This is a genomic window from Clavibacter sp. CT19 (assembly GCF_027858075.1).
Classification (GTDB): Bacteria; Actinomycetota; Actinomycetes; order Actinomycetales; family Microbacteriaceae; genus Clavibacter; species Clavibacter tessellarius_A.
In genome coordinates this window covers 127,823-146,410 of the sequence record NZ_JAQHYR010000003.1, presented here as the reverse complement: position 1 = coordinate 146,410, position 18,588 = coordinate 127,823, and the positions used below count along the sequence as shown (strand labels likewise).

Sequence of the window (18,588 nt, the reverse complement as noted above, 5' to 3'; positions counted from 1 at the left end):
GCCGGGCCCGCGACACCCGCGGGTCCCGGCCGGACCTCTGCCAGGCTGGCCGCGTGACCGCCAGCATCCCCGCGCCCGTGCCGCTCGTCGGCACCCACGTCCGCCTCGATCCGCTCACGCCCGAGCACGTGCCCGCCCTCCATGCCGCCATCGCGCACCCCGCGGTCTTCGCGGGCGGCTTCGGCGGCGGCGCGGCGGGCCTCCGCGCGGATCCCGACGCCTTCGCCGAGTGGGCCCGCGGCTACTTCCGCTGGGACGACCTGCCGTACGCCGTGATCCTCGTGGGCGGCCCCCACGTCGGGACGCTCGTCGGCACCAGCACCCTCACCGACCTCGATGTGCGGCGCGAGCGGATCCACCTCGGCTGGACCGCGTACGACCCGCGCGTCTGGGGCACCGTCGTCAACGCCGAGGCCAAGCGCCTCCTCCTCGGCCTCGCGTTCGACTCCGGGTTCGGCCGCGTCGAGCTCCAGGCCGACGCGCGCAACGACCGCTCGCGCGCCGCGATCCGGAAGCTCGGCGCCACGCTCGAGGGCGTGCGCCGCCGCGACCAGCGCCGCGCCGACGGCACCTGGCGGGACGCCGCGGTCCACTCGATCCTCGTCGACGAGTGGCCGACCGTCCGCGCCGGCCTCGACGCGCGCATCGCCGCCCACGAGGACCGCCCGGTGCTGTTCCGCACGCCGCCCGCATGAGCCGGATCCTCGTCACGGGCATGTCCGGCGCCTGACGACGTCGGCGGGCGGGCGCCGTCCGGCGATCCGCATGGCGTCCGGCGATCCGGATGCGCCGGGCATCCGGCCCGAAACCTGCATGCGCGCGCACGCTCGGGACTCCGGCGGAGCTATCCCGCGGGAGGCCGGCGCGGCGTGCCGGGGGCCGGACGGGGGCGCGGATGCGGTCCGGTCCGGGGGCGCCGCACCGCCTTCGGGACGCGGACGGCGCCGTCCCGGTGGGCGGTCAGGAGCGCCATGCCCGCGGGCGCAGGCCCGGGCCCGGCGTCGCTCCCGGTGATGCGGATGGAGTGCACCCGCAGCGGCGTCCCCGCGGTCCCCTCGGCCACGCGGATCACCGCGGGCCCCCGCTCCATGCGCAGGTCGAGCGTGGTGGAGCGGCGCGCGGCCCCGGGCTCCAGCGGCGGGTAGCGGACGGTGCGCGTCTGCGCGCGGTCCAGCGCGAAGCCGAGCGCGAGCGGGACCTCGGCGGCGTGGTCGTAGGTCACCGTGACGGAGTGCACCCCCGCCTCCTCGGTCGTGACGGCGAAGTCGAGGTAGCTGCGGCTGCCGGGTTCGGCGGCGTCGGGCGGGGGTGGGCTCGCGTGGACGCGGGCGGCGTCGACGGCGGGGTAGCAGCGGACGTGGACGATTCCATGCCTCCGTGGTGCGCATAGGGGGGACGTCCGCGCGATCCGTCCGGCGTCGTCGCCGGTCGGAGGATGCGGACACCCGATGCTGCGAGGAGCAGCGGAGCGTCGCGGCCGGTGGGTGGACGGCGCGGGCATCGGGGCGGGACCGCGCACGGGACTCGGGTGTCCGGTCGGCACGTCGTTCGGCCCCGGTGATGCAGGGCGACGGCCTCACCCTACGGCGTCGGCGGGCGTCGCGGGCCCGCGCGTCGAGGTCGGCGGGCGGACGCGCCCGCCGCGTACCCTCGGGAGGACGGCAGGGGGAGTGATGGGCGACGGAGGCACGCAGCCGACGCGCGACCACGACTCCGGGGTCGGGGCCCGACGTCCGGCCCGCGGATCGCTCCACCACGTGGAGCTGCAGGTGCGCGACCTCGACCGGGCGCTGGCGGCGTGGGGCTGGATCCTCGGCGAGCTCGGCTACCGGGAGGACGCCCGCTGGTCCGACGGCGCGAGCCTCCGCCTCGGCGACGCGTACGTCGTGATCGCCCGCGCACCCCGCGACGCCGCGCACGACCGCCGCGGCGCGGGCCTCAGCCACCTCGCCTTCCACGCCGGATCCGCGGCCGACGTCGACCGGCTCTGGGACGCGGCGCCCGACCACGGCTGGGCGCGCCTCTACGCCGACCGTCACCCGTTCGCCGGCGGACCGGACCACCGCGCCGCGTTCCTCGAGGACGCCGAGCGCTTCAAGGTGGAGCTCGTCGCCGCCGACGATCCCGCTGCCCGGCTCCCTCCACCGGCGGCCGCCGCCGCCAGCCGGGAATCCATTCCACGGCGGCCCGCACGATACCGCGAGCGCCGGCCCGCGGTGCGTTTTCGAAATACCGGGAATACCCTTCCTTGGGGGGTTCGCACCCTTCGAGGATGATGTTTTACTCGATGGGTCGCAGCACGCTTCCACGGTGACGCGAATGCGGGACGAGTCGTGTCCCCGTCGCGCCGGCCGTCGGGTGGCGCCTTTCCGCTGCGGTTCCCGAGTCCTCACTGAATCGATTGCAGGTGCGCACGTGTCCCTTCAGGAAATGCATGGCACGGATCCTGGCGCCGTGTACTACCCGGTCTCCGAGCAGAAGATGGTCCGCGGCGAGGGGGTGTACCTCTTCGACGAGGAGGGGAACGCCTTCCTCGACTGCGCATCCGCCACCTTCAACCTCAGCCTGGGGTACTCGCACCCCGCCGTGGTGTCCGCCATCAAGGATCAGGCGGAGCGGCTGGTGCACGTGACCAGCAGCTTCCAGACCGATCAGATCAACCATCTCTCCCGCCGCCTGGTGGATCTGGCGCCGTCCTCCATCACCCGCGCCCACCTGAAGGTCTCCGGAGGCTCGGAGGCGAACGAGGGCGCGATCAAGATGGCCCAGCGCGCCACGGGCAAGCGCGACGTCATCACGCTCTTCCGCGCGCATGTCGGACAGACCATGATGATGACGAGCATGTCCGGCAACGCCTTCCGACGCGAACCGTTCCAGACGCTCTTCCACAACTCCCTCCAGGTGCCCGACCCCTACTGCCACCGGTGCTTCTACGCGCAGGACGCCGCATCATGCGGGTCGCTCTGCACGGAGCGCCTCTACGACTTCATGGAATACGCGAGCAGCGGCAGCGTCGCGGCTTTCCTGGTCGAGCCGATATCGGGGAACGGAGGGAACATCATCCCGCCGATGGGGTATTTCCAGAAGCTCCGGCAGTTCTGCGACGACATGGGCATCAAGCTCATCCTCGACGAGATCCAGACGGGCATCGGGCGCACCGGGCGGATGTTCGCCGCCGAGCACTTCGGTGTCGAGCCGGATGCGATCACCGTCGCCAAGGGACTCGGCGGCTCCGGAGCGCAGGTCGCGGCGATCCTCGCCAGCGACGAGCTCGCGGACCTGCCCAGCGACCAGCACTCCTTCACGTACGGCTCGAACATCATGGCCGCCGCCGCGGCGAACGCGACGCTCGACATCATCGACGACGAGGCGTTCCTCGCGAACGTCCGGGCGACGGGCGCGCGCATCCTGGCGCGCCTGCACGAGATGAAGAAGAGGTACCCGTTCATGGACGACGTGCGCGGCCTCGGTCTCATGATCGGCGTGGAGATCGCGGATGCGGACGGCAGCCCCAACGTCGCGCTCACGAACGAGCTCGCTCGTCGGGCCATGGACTTCGGCCTGATCCTGCGCACGTCGCGCTACGGGCGGGGCAACGTGCTCAAGATCCGGCCCCCGCTCATCCTCACCATGGAGCAGGCCGACCTCATCTGCGACCGCTTCGACGCCCTGCTGGCCACCCATGCGGGCTGAGGAGCCGGATCTCGACATCCTGTTCGTCGGCGGCGGCTTCCGGACGACGTCGTTCCTCGCGTCGGCGCCGTGGCTGCTCGGCACGCGCCTCGGCATCGTCGAGCGCCGCCCGAGCCTCGGCGGCGGCGACTACCACGACTACGGGATCCTCAGCACGTCCGTCGGCGCGCGCTTCCTCAAGGACGTGGACCTGGCGGGGGACTGGCCGGAGCTGTGGCGCTCCCCGGTCGTGCGCGAGGTCGCCACGGCGGAGGGACCCGTGGACCTGCGCGAGCTCGCGGCCGCGCTCGACCGGATCGGGCAGGCGGTCACGTCCGCGCTGCCCGACGGTGCCGTCCTGTCCGGCCGGCACGCGTCGGAGGTGGAGATCGGGGGATCGCACCCCTCGGTGAGCCTGACCTCCGGCGAGACGCTCCGCGCCCGGCACGTCGTGCTGGCGACCGGACGGCGGGAGCCGCCGCATCCGGCGCTCGCGCCGTGGCCCGACACCACGCTGCTCTCCGGTCGCGTGCTCGATCCGCGGACCAGGCCCCGGATCCTGGAGCTCGTGCGCGCGCGACCCGGTGCGCCGATCGTGGTGGCGGGATCCTCCCACTCCGCCATGTCCGCGCTCCGCGTGCTCCTCGACATGCGCGCCGCCGACCCGAGGACGTTCGCCGGGCACCGCATCGAGGTCCTCGAGCGCTCTCCCGCGCGTCTGTTCTACGGGTCCCTGGAGGAGGCGCGCCGGTCCCAGGTGCCCGAGCGGGAGATCCTCGCGACGCCCGAGGCGGTCTGCGGCGTCACGGGCGCGGTGTTCCGGGACACCGGTCTCCGACACGAGTCGAAGCTCCTCTACACGAGGCTGTGGGACGGCGCCGTGCCCGACGTGCAGCTCGTGCGGGACACCGACGTGGAGCACGAGGCCGACCGGCTCGGCGAGGCGGCGCTCATCGTCCAGGCCCTCGGATACGTGGGTCGCGCGCCCGTGCTGACCATGCGCGGGCAGGGGGTCCTCCGGGCCGCCGACTCCCGGCGACGCGTGGACGCGGACGTCCGGGGTCGACTCCTGGTGGAGGGGCGGCGGCGTGATGACGTGACCGCCCTGCGCCTGGATCCGACGCCCCCCGGGCACCGCGACAACGCCCAGTACGGCCAAGACCTCTACGCGCACCTGTCGGATCGCCTGCGCGGGCTGCTCGACCCGGCCAGGGCGGGCACGTCGTGAGCGCGCTGCCCCGCCCCACCGCCGAGGCCGCGTCCGCCGAGGGCGCGTCCGCCGAGGCCGCGTCCGCCGAGGCCATCGCCGCCGATGCGGTGGCGCGCGCCGCCACCGACAGGCCCTTCCTCCTCGGGATCACCGGTCCGGACACATCGGGGAAGAGCCGCCTGGCAGAGGCCGTCCGCGCCGAGGTCGTGCGGGCGGGCCGACGCTGCACCGTGGTGCACGTCGACGACTTCCACAACCCCCGCAGCGTCCGGTACGACAGCAGCCTGTCGGAGCGCGACGCGTACCTGACGCGCAGCATCGACACCCGGCGGCTCGTCGCCGAGGTCCTCGCCCCGTTGCGGCAGGCCGGATCGCTCGAGACGCGCCTCCGCCATCTCGATCTCGCGACGGACACCTACTCGATCGAACGCGAGTACCGCGTGCGGCCCGGCGACATCGTGATCGTGGAGGGGATCTTCCTGCTGCGGGACGAGCTCCGAGCCCACCTCGACCGCGTCGTCCACCTCCACGTGGATCCGCAGGAGATGCTCGACCGCGGCTTCCGGCGCGACGTCCCCGAGCAGGGGCCCGACGTGATGCGGAAGTACCACGAGAAGTACATACCCGGCCAGCAGGAGCACCTGCGCGCCCACCCGCCCCGGGAGCACGCCGACGTCATCGTGGACAACACGCTGTGGGAGCGGCCCCTGCTCGTGCCGCACGCCCCCCATCCACGCGCGGTGCTCGCCCGGTCCGACATCCGGTGGATCGTGTTCGATCTGTGGGAGACGCTGGTGGACCTGCCGCGCAGCACCAAGGACCACGCGTTCGCCGCGCTGTGCGAGAGCCTGGGTGAGGATCCGCGCCTCCTCCGCACCCCGTGGCAGGCGACCCGGTTCGCGCGCGAGACGGGAGACGTGAGCAGCTACCTCGACGAGCTCGCGAGCCTCCTCGACCGCAGCTGGTCGTCCAGCCGCCGACGCGAGGCGCTCGCGGCGCGGCGCGCCATCCACGGCCGCGAATTCGAGCTCGCCGCGCCCCGGATCGTCCGGCAGCTCGGGCGCATCCGGGACAGCGGCATGGGCCTCGGCCTCGTGTCGAACTGCAGCTCCGACGTGCGGGACATGCTCGACGCATCCGGTCTCACCTCGGCGTTCGACGCGGTCGCGCTGTCCGCCGAGACGGGGGTGATGAAGCCCGACCCCCGGGCGTTCCGCGCCGCGATGGCGGCCCTCCACGCGGAGCCGGACGCGACGCTCTTCGTGGGCGATGGGTCGGACGCGGAGCTGGTCGGGGCGCTCGTGGCGGGGATGCATCCGGTGCGCATCGAGGTCCACTCCCGGGTGACCTGGCCCGGCACGGTCACCGCCTCGCTGGAGGACCTCGCGGACGCCGTCGTCGCGAGCACCGCCGCATGATCCTGCCATCCACCCACGCCCCACCTCAGGAAGGACGCCCATGAACGACTACCTCGACCTCGTCATCTTCGACTGCGACGGGGTGCTGGTGGACAGCGAGGTCCTCGCCGTGGAGGTGGACAAGCGGATCCTCGCGGAGCTGGGCTGGCACCTCAGCACGGCGGAGATCGTCGACCGCTTCCTCGGCACGTCCGCGCGCAGCTTCCAGGCCCAGGTGGAGGCGCACCTGGGCATCACGATGGCGCCCGACTGGGAAGAGAGGTACCGGCCTTGGTTCGTCGAGGCCTTCGAGGCGGAGCTGCGGGCGGTGCCGGGGATCGAGGACGCGCTCGACGCGATCACGGTCCCCACCTGCGTCGCATCGAGCGGGAGCCACGAGAAGATCCGGACGACGCTCGGGCTCACCGGCCTGCTCGGCCGGTTCGAGGGGCGCATCCACAGCTCGTCGGAGGTCGCCCACGGCAAGCCCGCACCCGACATCTTCCTGCACGCGGCCGCGCGGATGGGAGCGGCGCCCGAGCGCGCGGTCGTCATCGAGGACAGCAAGTACGGGGTCCGCGCCGCACGCGCCGCGGGGATGCGCGCGTTCGGTTACGCGGGCGGCCTCACGCCGGCCGCGTGGCTGGAGCAGGAGGGCGCGATCGTGTTCACCGACATGGCTGAGCTCCCTGCCCTCCTCCGCGCGCACGCGCCCGACCCGGAGTGAGCATCCTGCGACTCGAGTCGCAACCCGGATGACGACTCCGGCACCCTGTGCGCGCGCCGCGCACCCGGGAGCGTGGAGGCATGCACACGACACCGCACCCATCCACCTCCGGGGTCCGATCCCGGCGCCTCGCGCCCGTCGTCGGCACCGTCGCCCTCGTCCTGGCGCTGCCGCTCGCGATGGGCGCCGCCACGTCCGCCGGCCCCGCGGATCCGCCGCCGCCCGCCCCGCCGCAGCACCAGCCGGGCGGGCACGACCTCCAGAAGGACGACGTCGACGCGTGGCTCGACGGCGTGGTCGGCGCCGCGCTGCCGACCACGGGCATCCCCGGCGCGGCCGTCTCGGTCGTCGCCGACGGGAAGGTGCTCACCTCCCGCGGCTACGGCCTCGCCGACACCGGCACCGAGAGCGGATCCGCCCGCCCGGTGGATCCCGCCGACACCCTCTTCCGCGTCGGCTCCGTCTCCAAGGTGGTCTCCGCCACGGCCGTGATGCAGCTCGTGGAGGAGGGCCGCCTCGAACTCGACGCCGACGTGCAGCAGTACCTCGACTTCGACCTCGACACCCCGAAGGGCACCGTGACCCTCCGGCACCTGCTCACCCACACGGCCGGGTTCGAGGAGGTCATCACGGGCCTCATCGGCGTGCCCGGCTCGGAGCGCGCCCTCGGCGACGTGATGAGGACGGATCCGCCCGAGCAGGTCTTCGTCCCCGGCACCACCCCCGCCTACTCGAACCACGGCGCGAGCCTCGCCGGCTACGTCGCCGAGCGCGTGGCCGGGAAGCCGTTCGTCGACCTCGTGCAGCAGGAGGTGCTCGACCGCGCCGGGATGACCTCGTCGTCGTTCGCGCAGCCGCTGCCGGCCGACCTCGACGCCCGCCTCGCGAAGGGCTACCCCGACGACTCCCAGCCCGCGTACCCGACGGAGGTCGTCAACGCGGCGCCCGCCGGCGCGCTCTCCGCGACCGCCGACGACATGGCCCGCTTCATGCTCGCCCACCTGGGCGACCTGCCCGAGGATCAGGCCCTGCTGGATCCCGCGACCCTCGACGAGATGCACCGCCCCGCCCTCGGCGCCGACCAGCTCGGCACGTTCGCGGCCGGCCAACGCATGGACCTCGGCTTCTTCGACGACAGCACGCCGGGGATCCGCGCGTTCGGCCACGACGGCGACACCAACGTCTTCCACACCGCCATGCGCATGTTCCCGGACAGCGACGCCGGCGTCTTCATCACGTTCAACGGCAACGGCCGCGACGCCGTCGACACGCTCGAGCTCCGCACCGCCGTGCTGCAGGGCTTCGCCGACCGCTACCTGCGCGTGGACGACGCCGCCGGATCCGCCGGATCCGCCGCCGCGACCTCCGCACCCGCGGGCGACCCCGCGGCCGCCGCCGAGCTCGCCGGCACGTGGCTCTCCTCCCGCTCCCCGTTCTCGAACCCGGGCGCGCTGCTGAACCTCAGCGGCCAGACCGAGATCGTGCCGCGCGCCGACGGCACCATCGCCGTCACGCCGAAGCCGCTCGGGATCACCACGGGCGTCTACGAGAAGGCCGGCGACCACCTGTGGCGCGAGGTCGGCGGCGACGCCCTGCTCGCGACCCGCGCTTCCGCCGACGGCGGACCGGTCGACGCGATCGCGTGGGGCGCGTCCTTCACGATGCTCCGGGCCGAGCCGTGGCAGGCCGCGTCGGTGGCGATCCCCGGCCTCCTCGCCGCGGTCGCCGTGCTCGCGGTGTCGGTGGTCGCCTGGCCGGCCGCGGCCATCGCCGGCATCGGGCGCCGCCGACGGGCCCGCGCCTCCGGTGCCGACGCGGTCGCCGTGCCGCGAACCCGCCGCAGCCGCGCGCTGCTGCTGTCGCGCATCGGCCAGGCGGTGACGCTCGTCGCGCTCCTCGGCTGGGCGGCGGCCGCCGTGCAGGCGCTCTCCCTCGTCGACGTCCCGGCCGGGCAGCTCCGCACGCTCCAGGTGCTGCAGGTCGTCGGGGCGCTCGCGGTGATCCCCGCGGCGCTCGCCGCGTGGCAGGCGATCCGCACCCGTCGCGGCGTCGGGATCGTGACGGGCCGGATCCTCGTGGTCGTCGCCCTGGTCGGCATCGCGGCCTTCGCGATCGGCTTCCGGCTCCTCGCGCCGAGCGTGAGCTACTGATGCGCGGCGGGGACGGGCGCGACGCCTGGCATGCTCGGGAGGTGACCGACCCGACACCCGACCGCGCGGACGCGGCCCGCGCGGACGCGGCTCCCGCGGTCGCCCCCGCCCCCGTCCGGCCGCGGGGCGCGCTCGCCGACCGCATCCGCCAGGCGCTCGCCCGCGTCGGCATCCGCACCGCGGCCCGGCGCGACGCGGCCGCCGCGGCCGCATGGGCGCTCCTCACCATCCCGCTGCTCGGCGTGCTCGGCGCGCTCGTCTGGGCGGACGGCACCGCCCGCAGCATGTCGCCGGCGCAGGGCGCGGTCATCGCGGTCCTCGCCGTCGTGCAGTGCGCGCCCCTCGCGTGGCGGCGCCGGCATCCGCGGTCGACCCTCCTGGCCGTCTCGCTCCTCCAGGCGGCGCTCGTCGCGGTGCTCCCGCCGCAGTTCGGGTTCTGGGCCGCCGCGCCCGTCGTCGCGGCCTACACGGTCGGGGCACTCCTGCCGCCGGCGTCCGCCGTCCGCATCGTGGTCGCGGCCATCGCCATCGAGGCGGTGGGCGCGTCCCTCGCCGCCACCGGGCAGGTGCGCGCGCTGCTCGTGCCCACGGCGGTGGACGCGCGGTACGGCATCGACACGGTCGTCTCGGCCGCGTCGATCCTCGTCAGCGGGCTGCTCATCGCCGCCGCGAGCGCCGCCGTCGGATCCTGGGTCGCGCTCCGCCGCCGCCACGACGGCGACGTGCTCGCGCGGGCCGCCGAGACCCTCGAGCACCAGGCGGCGCTCGGCCGGGCCGCGGTCGCCGCCGAGCGCACCCGGATGGCGCGCGAGCTGCACGACGTGGCCGCGCACCACCTCACCGCGCTCGTGGTGCAGGCGGGCGCTGCCGAGCGGCTCGTGGACCTCGATCCGGAGCGCGCCAAGGACTCCCTCCGCGGCATCCGCCTGCAGGGCAGGGAGACCCTCGACGCGCTGCGCTCCATCGTCGGGATCCTCCGCCAGACCTCCGATGCCGAGGGCGCCGAAGGGGTCGGCACCGTCCCCGTGCCCGGCCTCGCCGACCTGCCCGGGCTCGTGGCGGCGGCCCGTGCGGCGGGCACGGAGGTCGAGGAGCGCGTGACGGGCGACGCCCCGCCGCTCGGGCCGCTCGCCGACGTCACCGCGTACCGGACGGTGCAGGAGTCCCTCGCCAACGCGCGCCGGCACGCGCCGGGGTCCGCGGTGACGCTGACCGTGCAGGCCGAGCCGACGCGCATCGCGCTCACGGTCGAGAACGTCCTGCCCGCCGCCCGCCCCGCGACCGCGCCCGGCTACGGCCTGGTCGGGATGCGCGAGCGGGCCGCGCTCGTCGGCGGACGCCTCGAGGCCGGCCCCACCGCGACCGGCACGTGGCGCGTGCGCCTCGAGCTGCCGGTCGAGCCCGTCGCCGCCGACCGGGCGGGCGCCGCGTGATCCGCGTGGTGCTGGTCGACGACCAGTCCATCGTCCGCGCGGGCTTCCGCGTCGTGCTCGAGACGGCCGGCGGGATCGAGGTGGTCGGCGAGGCGTCCGGCGGCCGCGAGGCCGTCGCACTCGTCGGCCGGCTCGCGCCGGACGTCGTCGTGATGGACGTGCGGATGCCCGGCGGCGACGGCATCGAGGCCACCCGCGCGATCACGGGGGCGGACGTCGACGCCGCGGACGTCGCCGACGACCCCGCCCCCGCCGTCTTGGTCGCCACCACCTTCGACCTCGACGAGTACGTCTTCGGCGCGCTCGAGGCCGGCGCCCGCGGATTCGTGCTCAAGGACGCCGAGCCCGAGGAGTTCATCCAGGCGGTCCGTGCGCTCGCCGCGGGGCAGGCCGCGCTCGACGGCGTCACCACGCGCCGCGTCATGGCCGAGTTCACGCGCCGCCGGGCCGCCTCGGCCGTGCATCCGGGCGCCGACGTGCTCACGCCCCGGGAGCAGGACATCGTGCGGCTCCTCGGCGACGGCCTCTCGAACGACGAGATCGGCGCGCGGCTCGTGATCGAGACCAGCACCGTGAAGTCGCACCTCACCCGGATCATGACGAAGCTCGCCACGCGCGACCGCCTGCAGACCGTCGTCTGGGGCTACCGCTCGGGCCTCCTGCCCTGACCGGATCCGGCTCGGCGCGACGCGCCCGGGACGCCGCTGGCGGTCGCGCGGATCGTCCTCCGCGTTCGCCCGCGATCCACCGTCCGTGCCGCGAACGTGCATGGAGAGCGGCGCACGCTCCCAGCCCGGTCGTGGTCTGATGGATCCATGGAACCCATCTACACCGCTATCGCGCACGCCTCCGGCGGAGGACGCGACGGACACGTCCGCAGCGAGGACGACCAGATCGACTTCGACACCCGTCCCCCCAAGGAGATGGGCGGCTCGGGCGAGGGCACGAACCCGGAGCAGCTCTTCGCCGCCGGGTACAGCGCCTGCTTCCTGGGCGCCACCCACCTCGTCGGCAAGAACGCCGGCGTCGACACGAAGGACGCGGGCGTCTCCGCCAGCGTGTCCATCGGCGACAACGGCCAGGGCGGATTCGGCCTCGCCGTCGAGCTCGACGTCTACCTCCCGAACGTGCCGGCCGAGCGCCGCCAGGAGATCGCGGACGCGGCCCACCAGGTCTGCCCGTACTCCAACGCCACGCGCGGCAACATCGACGTGAAGGTCACCATCGTCGACTGACCGTCACCGCTCGACCCGCGAGGCGGGCGTCCCGATGGGGACGCCCGCCTCCGTCGTCCAGGGGCGGATGGGTAGGGTCGTGCCATGCCTGAGAACACCGGCCCCGCAGGGGCTCCCCTCGACGACGACGCCCGTGCCGCCCTCGAGGAGCTGGGGGAGATCCGCGGGAGCATCGACAACATCGACGCCGCCCTCGTGCACCTGCTCGCCGAGCGGTTCAAGTTCACCCAGTCGGTCGGCCGGCTGAAGGCCGCGCACGGACTGCCCGCGGCGGATCCCGAGCGCGAGCGCCGCCAGATCCTCCGCCTCCGCGCCCTGGCCGAGGAGTCGAAGCTCGACCCGGCCTTCGCGGAGAAGTTCCTGAACTTCATCGTCGCCGAGGTCATCCACCACCACACGCAGATCGCCGAGGACCAGGGCGCCGCCACCTCCGCGGTCGCGCCCGAGGACGGCGGGCCGGCGGCCTGAGGCGGCGCCTGCGGCGCCGCGTTCTCGATCAATCCGGACTCACGCGCGGCTATGGCCGAATGCGAGCAGATCACCGAGTCTTCTCTTCCGCCAGTCGTTGCATCAGAACCCGCCGCGTTGCCCCTCGGAGCTCGAATCGGCGCTCGTCTGCGTGAATCAAGGCCTCACCCGGACGCGTGCGGATTACTCCGCGGAATCCCTGGGGGTCCGTCCAAAGACCTTCTCAAGCCTCCCATCCAACCAGTCCTCCGAGCCCTCTTCCAATATCTTGGTTGGGTGATTGGAGTAGAGGAGTTCGTGGGACATCTGCATGTCGAGTTGGCGCGAGACGAGGTCGTAGGTGATGCGGTATTGCGTCGGGCGCGGGACGCCGGCCTCGTCGAACTGGGCCTCTGCGGTTCTGAGGTCGTTGCGCAAGAATCGCTGTACTGCGACTACGCGCTCGTCGCTCGCGTCCACACCGCGCAGCTGATTTGCGTAGAGGACGGCCCCTTCTTGCTCGAAGAAAACGTTGGCGTAGACGTGCCCGATCTCAGAACCCGCGTAGATGTATGTCCTGGTCAGGCCCGGGGCGCCCCCGCTGTATTCGAGGGCCAGGGGCACCCACTTGGATGTGAGTTCTTGCAGGATTTCGTATTCTGTCCTCGCCATGGCTGTCCTCGGTCAGTTTCCGTTCGGCGCAGGGGCGTCATCGTCGCCGAATATCTTCCTCAAGCGTCCGTCGAGCCAGTCCTCGGCGCCTTCTTCCATGATCTTCGCGGGGTGGTTGGCGTACATGGGTTCGTGTGATAGCTGCATGTCAAGCTGTCGTATGACGGTGTCGTACGCCACGCGGTATTGCGTCGGCACGGGGGCGCCGAGCTCGCGGAGCCGCGTCTCGGCCGCCTTGAGGTCCTTGAGCAGGAAGCGCTGCACGGCCACGGTCCGGTCCGGGTCGGCGTCCACGCCGCGTAGCTCGCTGGCGTAGATGACGGAGCCATCCTGCTCGAAGAAGACGTTCGCGTACGTCCTATCTCGCTCGGAGGCGGCGTAGACGAATATCCGGGTCAGGTCCGGAGCGCCGTCGGAGTACTCGAGGGCCAGGGATACCCAGCTCTCGATGAGTTCCGCCAAGACCTGCTCTTGATCCATCCGTCGCCTTTTCTCTCTCAATGGGAAGCGATGATCATCCACTCGCCATTGCAGCGGAGATCATCGATCGAACTTGCCCAGATGCTCCCAGTCGCCGAACTGGGGCACTCGTTCCCAATGGCGATCCATCTTCACCTCTCGGTACTCTGAGACGTGAGTGAGTGGATCTGCGTCATCCATGACGACGTGCTTGGCGTAGCCTTCGGGCTTGAAGACGAACTCCTCTACGGCGTTGGCCTCGTTGATCCGATGGAAGGACCGATCGGCGGGATAGCGGTGCTCCGTCACGTTGGACATGAAGAGCCGGCCCTGCAGGTTCGTGAACCCGTATCGAAAGCGCTGGCGGCCGAGTTCGTCGAGAAATGAGACATTGACGAAGTCGGCATGAGGGATGACTTCGAGCAGGAATTCAGGCACCGTGCGATCTCGGGCGTCATCCTTGAGTGCCGCGACGGAGAACCAATGGTCGGGCTCGGGGACCAGGCCGTCGAAACGGTTCCGTGCGTCGGCCTCCGACAATGGATTGATGGGCTCGTTGAATTCGCCGTCCCATCTTTCGCAGTAGATGTACTTCACCGGGAGTCCTCGAAGGCGTGGGCGTGGCCGATCTCAGCCTCCGCTCGGCGCAGGGGCGTCATCGTCACCGAATATCTTCCTCAAGCGCCCGTCGAGCCAGTCCTCGGCGCCTTCTTCCATGATCTTCGTGGGGCGGTTCGCGTACACGGGTTCGTATGATAGCTGCATATCGAGCTGACGTATGACGGTGTCATACGTCACTCGATATTGTGTCGGAATTGGTGCGCCCAGTTCTTGAAGCTGTGTCTCGGCCGCCTTGAGGTCGCGGAGCATGAATCGCTGCACTGTCACGGCCCGATCCCGACTGGCGTCCACGCCTTCGAGCTCGTTCGCATACACGACGGATCCCCTCGGCTCGAAGAACATGTTCGCGTAAGCGCTGTCTCGCTCAGACGCACCATATACGAATATCTTCGTCAGATCGGGGGCGCCGTCCGCATACTCGAGGCCCAGTGACACCCAGTTCCGGATGAGGTCGTTCAAGATCGCCGCGTGATCCATCCGTCGCTTTCCTCCCATCGCCGCGTCCTCGCGCCGACGCTCGGTGCGCAGAGCCGAGGTGCCCCCATCCGGGGGCATCCCGACGACGTGCCCAGCATCCCCGTGCCGCGTCACCTCGTCAAGCGCCGGATGGGATCCGCGGGTACGGCCGCGAGGCCTCAGCCCTCCGGGTACTCCTCCCGCAGCACGCGCTCCAGCAACGCAGCTACCGCGCCCGGGCCCGAGGCGGGAGCGACCGCCTCGACGCCCGCGTTGTAGTTGGTGTTCGTGTTCACGTCGTAGGTCACGAGCCGGCCGTCGGCGGTCTCGATGAACTCGATCCCGGCCACCTCGATCCCCAGCCCCGCGAGGAATGCGACGTAGCGCTGCACGAGCGGGTGCTCCGCGGTGATGTCCTCCCGCAGCGAGAAGATCGTGTCGCCCGGCTGCTGCGCGATGGTCGCGCCGGGCGGCATCACGAGCGCGCCCGTCGCCGGGTCGATCGCGCAGGCGTCCGCCGGGCACAGCTGGTACCCGCCGCGCGCCGTGTCCGCCTGGATCGCGTAGACGAACCGCCCGCCCACGATCTCCACGCGCGTCACCCGCGGCGTCGCCGCCTCCAGGAACTCCTGCAGCAGCGTGATCCCGTCCTGCGGCTCCTCGAAGTCGGGCCCCTCCACGTACGCGGCCAGCTCCTCGACGCTGTCGAACCTCCGGACGCCGAGGCCCTTGCCGCCCTGGTTGTGCTTGGTGATGAACGGCGTCGGGAGTCCTCGCGCCGCCTCGACGATCCGGTGGCTGCCGATCACGGCGCGCGTCCGCGGCACCTCGATCCCGGCGGCGCGGAGGGCCGTGAGCTGGTCGACCTTGCTCACCTCGAGCTCGATCGTGCGGCGGCCGTTGACCGTGCGGCGGCCGTGCGACTCCAGCCAGCTCATGAGCGAGCGCGTGTAGTCCTTGGACAGCGCGTGGTCGCGCGTGTGGGCGGAGGCGCTGATCCTCGACCAGAAGATCCCCTCGGGCGGCGCCTCGTCGATCTCCAGCACGCCGTCGGTGAGGAGCCACTCCTCGTACGGCACGCCGCGCGCGTCGAGGGCGGCGGCGAACGGCCCGAACCACTCGGGGTTCTCGTGGATGGCGAATACCTTCGGTGCGGTGGTCATCCACCCAGGCTACGAGGCCGGGGAGGCCGCGCCCAACGCGTGACGCGCGAGGCGTGACGCGCGACGTCAGCGCAGGCGCACGAGCGCCTGCACGGGCAGGTGGTCGCTCATCATGCGGCCCTGCCAGGCGAAGTCGTTGACGGCGGCGGCGCGCACGTCCACGCGCTCGCTCACGAGGATCCAGTCGATGCGCGGCGCCCCCACCACCGGCGGCCGGTAGTCGGGGAACGTGCCGAACGCCGGGGTGGCCTGGCGCGCGGTGTCGAGCCAGGAGTCGCGGAGGCCGCCGCGGCGGGTGAGCGCGTCGTAGGGCGTGGAGTCGACGGGCGCGTTGAAGTCGCCCATGAGCACGAGCGGCAGCCCGGCGAAGCGCGTGCGCACGAGTTCCGCGATGGCCTCGGCCGCGCGGTCGCGGGCCTCGGCGACGTCGTGGTCGAGGTGCGTGTCGAGCACCACGAGCGGGAGGCCGGTCGCCTCGTCCTGGAAGCGGGCCCAGGTGAGGATCCGCGGCATGGGGTTGCCCCACGTCATGCTGCCGATCACGTCCGGGGTGTCCGAGAGCCACATCACGTCGTGCTCGAGGAGGGTGAGGCGGGACGCCTGGTAGAAGATCGCGCCGTGCTCGCCGTGGCTGCCGCCCTCGCGGCCCTGCCCGACCATGCGGTACGACGGCGGCAGCGCCTTGTCGATCACCTGGATCTGCGGCCACACCGCCTCCTGCACGCCGAGCACCGTGGGGCGCTCCTGCTGCAGGAACCGGATCAGCGGCTCCTGGCGCTCGGGCCAGTGGTCGGCCTCGCCGGGGCGGGTGCCGTGCCACGGCATCCGCACGTTGAGCGAGATCAGGTGGATGTCGTCGCCGGTCGTCGGGCCGATCGCGGGGGTCATGCCCACCATTCAACCCCGCCCGCCTGATCGCCGGGCCGCGGCGCGGCGAACGGATGAGCACCCGAGCGCGATGACGACCGCGGGGTCGTCGTCGAAGCAGCGGTCGGACGCCGCCGGCGTGCGCGCGATGCGAGAGGGCTCGACGGCGCTCGGGTCAGCCCCGGAGGCGGGACGCGCCCGTGCGGGTCACGGCCCGCACCGACTCGAGCACTGAATCGATCGCGCGTGCGGCCTGCTCCCCGGAGGCGTCGTACGTGCTCTGCGAGCGGCGGTACGGGTCGACCACGTCGTAGTCGTCCTCCTGCGCGGGCGGCAGGGTGACGCCCCGCTGCGCCGCGATGAGCGGGATGAGCGCGCGCAGCTGCGCCGGGACGTCGCCGTCGCACGTGATGTGCTTCTCCTCCCCGCTCACCTCGACGAGGTGAGCGAAGAGCGCCGCGAACTCGCGGAGGGTGAAGGTGGAGCGGTTGGCACGCGGCACCTGGCGCACGACGGCGCTGCGGTGCTCGCGGGCCATCGTGAGCACGAGGTCCGTGCCCCGGATGATGTCGGGCGTGAGGAACCGGGCCTGGTGCTCGCTCGGGTCGCCGCCGTAGCGGACGGACAGCTCGGCCGCCTGCTCCGGCATGCGCTGCCCGTCGGCCGCGATCGTGCCGGCGCTGGAGAAGCGCACGACCGAGTCGGCTTCGGAGGCGTCGCCGCCGAAGATCGCGCGGACCCTCGCTCGGAGCACCTGCTCTGCGAGGGGCGAGCGGCAGATGTTGCCGGAGCAGACGAACAGCACGCGGAACGGGCCGTCGTCGACGCCCGCGGTGGATGCGGCGCCGAGGGCTGCGCGTGCGGCCCTGCGGCTCGTGGGGGGGAGTTCCGACATGGAGGGGAGATGTGCCTTGATCTTCTCGATGGGCGCCTCGGTCTTCCGACCTTCCTCGCCCTCGGTGTACCCGCAACTGTAGCCGTAGTGGCCCTGGCCGTCCGCCTGCGGGCCCGGGGCGTGCGGGTCAGGCGGTGCGCGCGAGGCGGACCAGCGCCTGCACGGCGGCGTGGTCCGAGGGGGAGCGACCCTGCCACGTGTACGGGTTGATGGCCGAGTCGACCACCTCGACGCCGCGACCCGCGAGGATCCAGTCGATGCGCTCGCCCTCGGGCACCGGGTCGCCGTACGCGGTGAAGGTGCCGATGCCGGGCGTCGCGTGGTGCGCGGCCGTGGTCCAGGTGTCGGCGAGGCCGGCGTCGCGCGTGAGGATGTCGTACGCCGCCGACTCCTCGGCCGGCGCGTTGAAGTCGCCCGTGACGACGACCGGGGCGCCCGAGGCGACCTCCTGCAGGCGCTCGGTGATGAGGTCGGCGCTCTTCACGCGGGCGAGCTCCGACTCGTGGTCGAGGTGCGTGTTGAGGTGCACGAACTCGGCGCCGCTGCGGCGGTCGCGGAAGCGCGCCCACGTCGCGATGCGGGTGGTGCTGCAGCCCCACGAGCGCGAGCCGATGAGCTCGGGCAGGTCGGACAGCCAGAACTGGTCCCACGCGACGACGTCGAGGCGGCGCTCGTCGTAGAAGATCGCGCTGTACTCGCCGCCGGACCCGCCGTCACGGCCGTAGCCGAGCATGCGGTGGTGGGGGAGCGCGCGCGCGATGGCGGGCAGCTGGGCCGAGAGGGCCTCCTGCACGCCGAGCACGGTGGGCTGCTCGAGCTGGAGGAAGCGGGCGAGCACGGGCTCGCGGTCGGCCCAGTGGTCGGGGTCGCCGGGCTCGGTGGAGGGGCGGGCCAGGCGGATGTTGCAGGTCATGACGTGCACGAGGTCGCCCTCGGCCGAGCCGATGGTCGCCTGCTGGGGCGGGGCGGGAGCGACGGGAGCCGCTGCCGCCGGGCGAGACGGAGGGGGGTCGGCCTCCGCGGTGCCGTCCGGGCCGTCGGTCGTGGTGGTCGTCTCGTCCGCGCGCGGCCGCTCGAGGAGCGCCGTGCCGGAACCGCGGGTGGGGCGTCCGATGCCCGGATCCGAGGATCCGGCGCCGTCGAACAGGTCGCGTCGGCTGGATCCGCCGCTCGCCATCATGGAG

20 protein-coding genes are annotated in these 18,588 nt (G+C 72.7%); 11 read left to right on the top strand and 9 right to left on the bottom strand.

Features of this window, described 5'->3' with window-relative positions:
- Window positions 1-53 precede the first annotated feature (53 nt).
- Window positions 54-695, top strand: coding sequence for a GNAT family N-acetyltransferase (locus PED38_RS04765; RefSeq protein WP_270980058.1), 642 nt, complete (start codon window positions 54-56; stop codon window positions 693-695).
- 149 nt (window positions 696-844) lie between these two features.
- Here the strand turns inward: PED38_RS04765 and PED38_RS04760 are convergent, their stop codons facing one another.
- A complete protein-coding gene (locus PED38_RS04760) occupies window positions 845-1,237 on the bottom strand; it encodes a hypothetical protein (protein ID WP_270980057.1) in 393 nt (130 codons plus the stop codon).
- A gap of 436 nt (window positions 1,238-1,673) precedes the next feature.
- Here PED38_RS04760 and PED38_RS04755 point away from each other — a divergent pair, with 436 nt between their 5' ends.
- From PED38_RS04755 to PED38_RS04710, 10 genes are all read left to right on the top strand, one after another.
- The gene (locus PED38_RS04755) at window positions 1,674-2,276 is read left to right on the top strand and encodes a VOC family protein (RefSeq protein WP_414748347.1); all 603 of its coding nucleotides are present in this window, start codon (window positions 1,674-1,676) and stop codon (window positions 2,274-2,276) included.
- 178 nt (window positions 2,277-2,454) lie between these two features.
- Window positions 2,455-3,693, top strand: a complete 1,239-nt coding sequence (locus PED38_RS04750; protein WP_217491892.1) for an aspartate aminotransferase family protein — start codon at window positions 2,455-2,457, stop codon at window positions 3,691-3,693.
- Window positions 3,683-4,900 carry a hypothetical protein gene (locus PED38_RS04745; RefSeq protein WP_063070137.1) on the top strand — a complete coding sequence of 406 codons (1,218 nt, stop codon included), beginning with the start codon at window positions 3,683-3,685 and terminating at the stop codon, window positions 4,898-4,900. Before PED38_RS04750 ends, PED38_RS04745 begins: the two co-directional genes overlap by 11 nt.
- On the top strand, window positions 4,897-6,300 hold the full coding sequence (locus PED38_RS04740; protein ID WP_270980054.1) for an HAD-IA family hydrolase: 1,404 nt from the start codon (window positions 4,897-4,899) through the stop codon (window positions 6,298-6,300). The genes PED38_RS04745 and PED38_RS04740 overlap by 4 nt, the downstream gene beginning before the upstream one ends.
- 40 nt (window positions 6,301-6,340) lie before the next feature.
- Complete coding sequence (locus PED38_RS04735; RefSeq protein WP_063070139.1) at window positions 6,341-7,006, top strand: HAD family hydrolase; 666 nt, start codon at window positions 6,341-6,343, stop codon at window positions 7,004-7,006.
- An 80-nt stretch (window positions 7,007-7,086) separates the two neighbouring features.
- Complete coding sequence (locus tag PED38_RS04730) at window positions 7,087-9,156, top strand: serine hydrolase domain-containing protein (protein WP_270980052.1); 2,070 nt, start codon at window positions 7,087-7,089, stop codon at window positions 9,154-9,156.
- Window positions 9,157-9,197: 41 nt separating this feature from the next.
- Window positions 9,198-10,589 carry a sensor histidine kinase gene (locus tag PED38_RS04725; RefSeq protein WP_270980051.1) on the top strand — a complete coding sequence of 464 codons (1,392 nt, stop codon included), beginning with the start codon at window positions 9,198-9,200 and terminating at the stop codon, window positions 10,587-10,589.
- Window positions 10,586-11,257 carry a response regulator gene (locus PED38_RS04720; RefSeq protein WP_270980049.1) on the top strand — a complete coding sequence of 224 codons (672 nt, stop codon included), beginning with the start codon at window positions 10,586-10,588 and terminating at the stop codon, window positions 11,255-11,257. The genes PED38_RS04725 and PED38_RS04720 overlap by 4 nt, the downstream gene beginning before the upstream one ends.
- 147 nt (window positions 11,258-11,404) lie before the next feature.
- Complete coding sequence (locus PED38_RS04715; RefSeq protein ID WP_063070142.1) at window positions 11,405-11,824, top strand: organic hydroperoxide resistance protein; 420 nt, start codon at window positions 11,405-11,407, stop codon at window positions 11,822-11,824.
- Window positions 11,825-11,908: 84 nt separating this feature from the next.
- Entirely contained in the window at window positions 11,909-12,292 is a 384-nt protein-coding gene (locus PED38_RS04710; protein ID WP_063070143.1) for a chorismate mutase, read from the top strand.
- Between the two features lie 183 nt (window positions 12,293-12,475).
- Here PED38_RS04710 and PED38_RS04705 read toward each other — a convergent pair whose 3' ends face one another.
- The 8 genes from PED38_RS04705 to PED38_RS04670 all read right to left on the bottom strand — a co-directional run bounded on the left by PED38_RS04705 (window position 12,476) and on the right by PED38_RS04670 (window position 18,584).
- Window positions 12,476-12,943 carry a hypothetical protein gene (locus PED38_RS04705; protein WP_063070144.1) on the bottom strand — a complete coding sequence of 156 codons (468 nt, stop codon included), beginning with the start codon at window positions 12,941-12,943 and terminating at the stop codon, window positions 12,476-12,478.
- A gap of 12 nt (window positions 12,944-12,955) precedes the next feature.
- Entirely contained in the window at window positions 12,956-13,423 is a 468-nt protein-coding gene (locus tag PED38_RS04700; protein ID WP_063070145.1) for a hypothetical protein, read from the bottom strand.
- A gap of 60 nt (window positions 13,424-13,483) precedes the next feature.
- Entirely contained in the window at window positions 13,484-13,999 is a 516-nt protein-coding gene (locus PED38_RS04695) for a hypothetical protein (RefSeq protein WP_063070146.1), read from the bottom strand.
- A gap of 33 nt (window positions 14,000-14,032) precedes the next feature.
- On the bottom strand, window positions 14,033-14,500 hold the full coding sequence (locus PED38_RS04690) for a hypothetical protein (protein ID WP_270980045.1): 468 nt from the start codon (window positions 14,498-14,500) through the stop codon (window positions 14,033-14,035).
- 158 nt (window positions 14,501-14,658) lie between these two features.
- Window positions 14,659-15,642, bottom strand: coding sequence for an ATP-grasp domain-containing protein (locus PED38_RS04685; protein WP_270980043.1), 984 nt, complete (start codon window positions 15,640-15,642; stop codon window positions 14,659-14,661).
- 66 nt (window positions 15,643-15,708) lie between these two features.
- On the bottom strand, window positions 15,709-16,530 hold the full coding sequence (locus tag PED38_RS04680) for an endonuclease/exonuclease/phosphatase family protein (RefSeq protein WP_270980041.1): 822 nt from the start codon (window positions 16,528-16,530) through the stop codon (window positions 15,709-15,711).
- Between the two features lie 154 nt (window positions 16,531-16,684).
- Window positions 16,685-17,404: an arsenate reductase/protein-tyrosine-phosphatase family protein gene (locus tag PED38_RS04675; protein ID WP_270980039.1), complete on the bottom strand. Its 720-nt coding sequence runs from the start codon at window positions 17,402-17,404 to the stop codon at window positions 16,685-16,687.
- Window positions 17,405-17,531: 127 nt separating this feature from the next.
- Window positions 17,532-18,584, bottom strand: a complete 1,053-nt coding sequence (locus PED38_RS04670) for an endonuclease/exonuclease/phosphatase family protein (RefSeq protein ID WP_063070151.1) — start codon at window positions 18,582-18,584, stop codon at window positions 17,532-17,534.
- Window positions 18,585-18,588 lie beyond the last annotated feature (4 nt).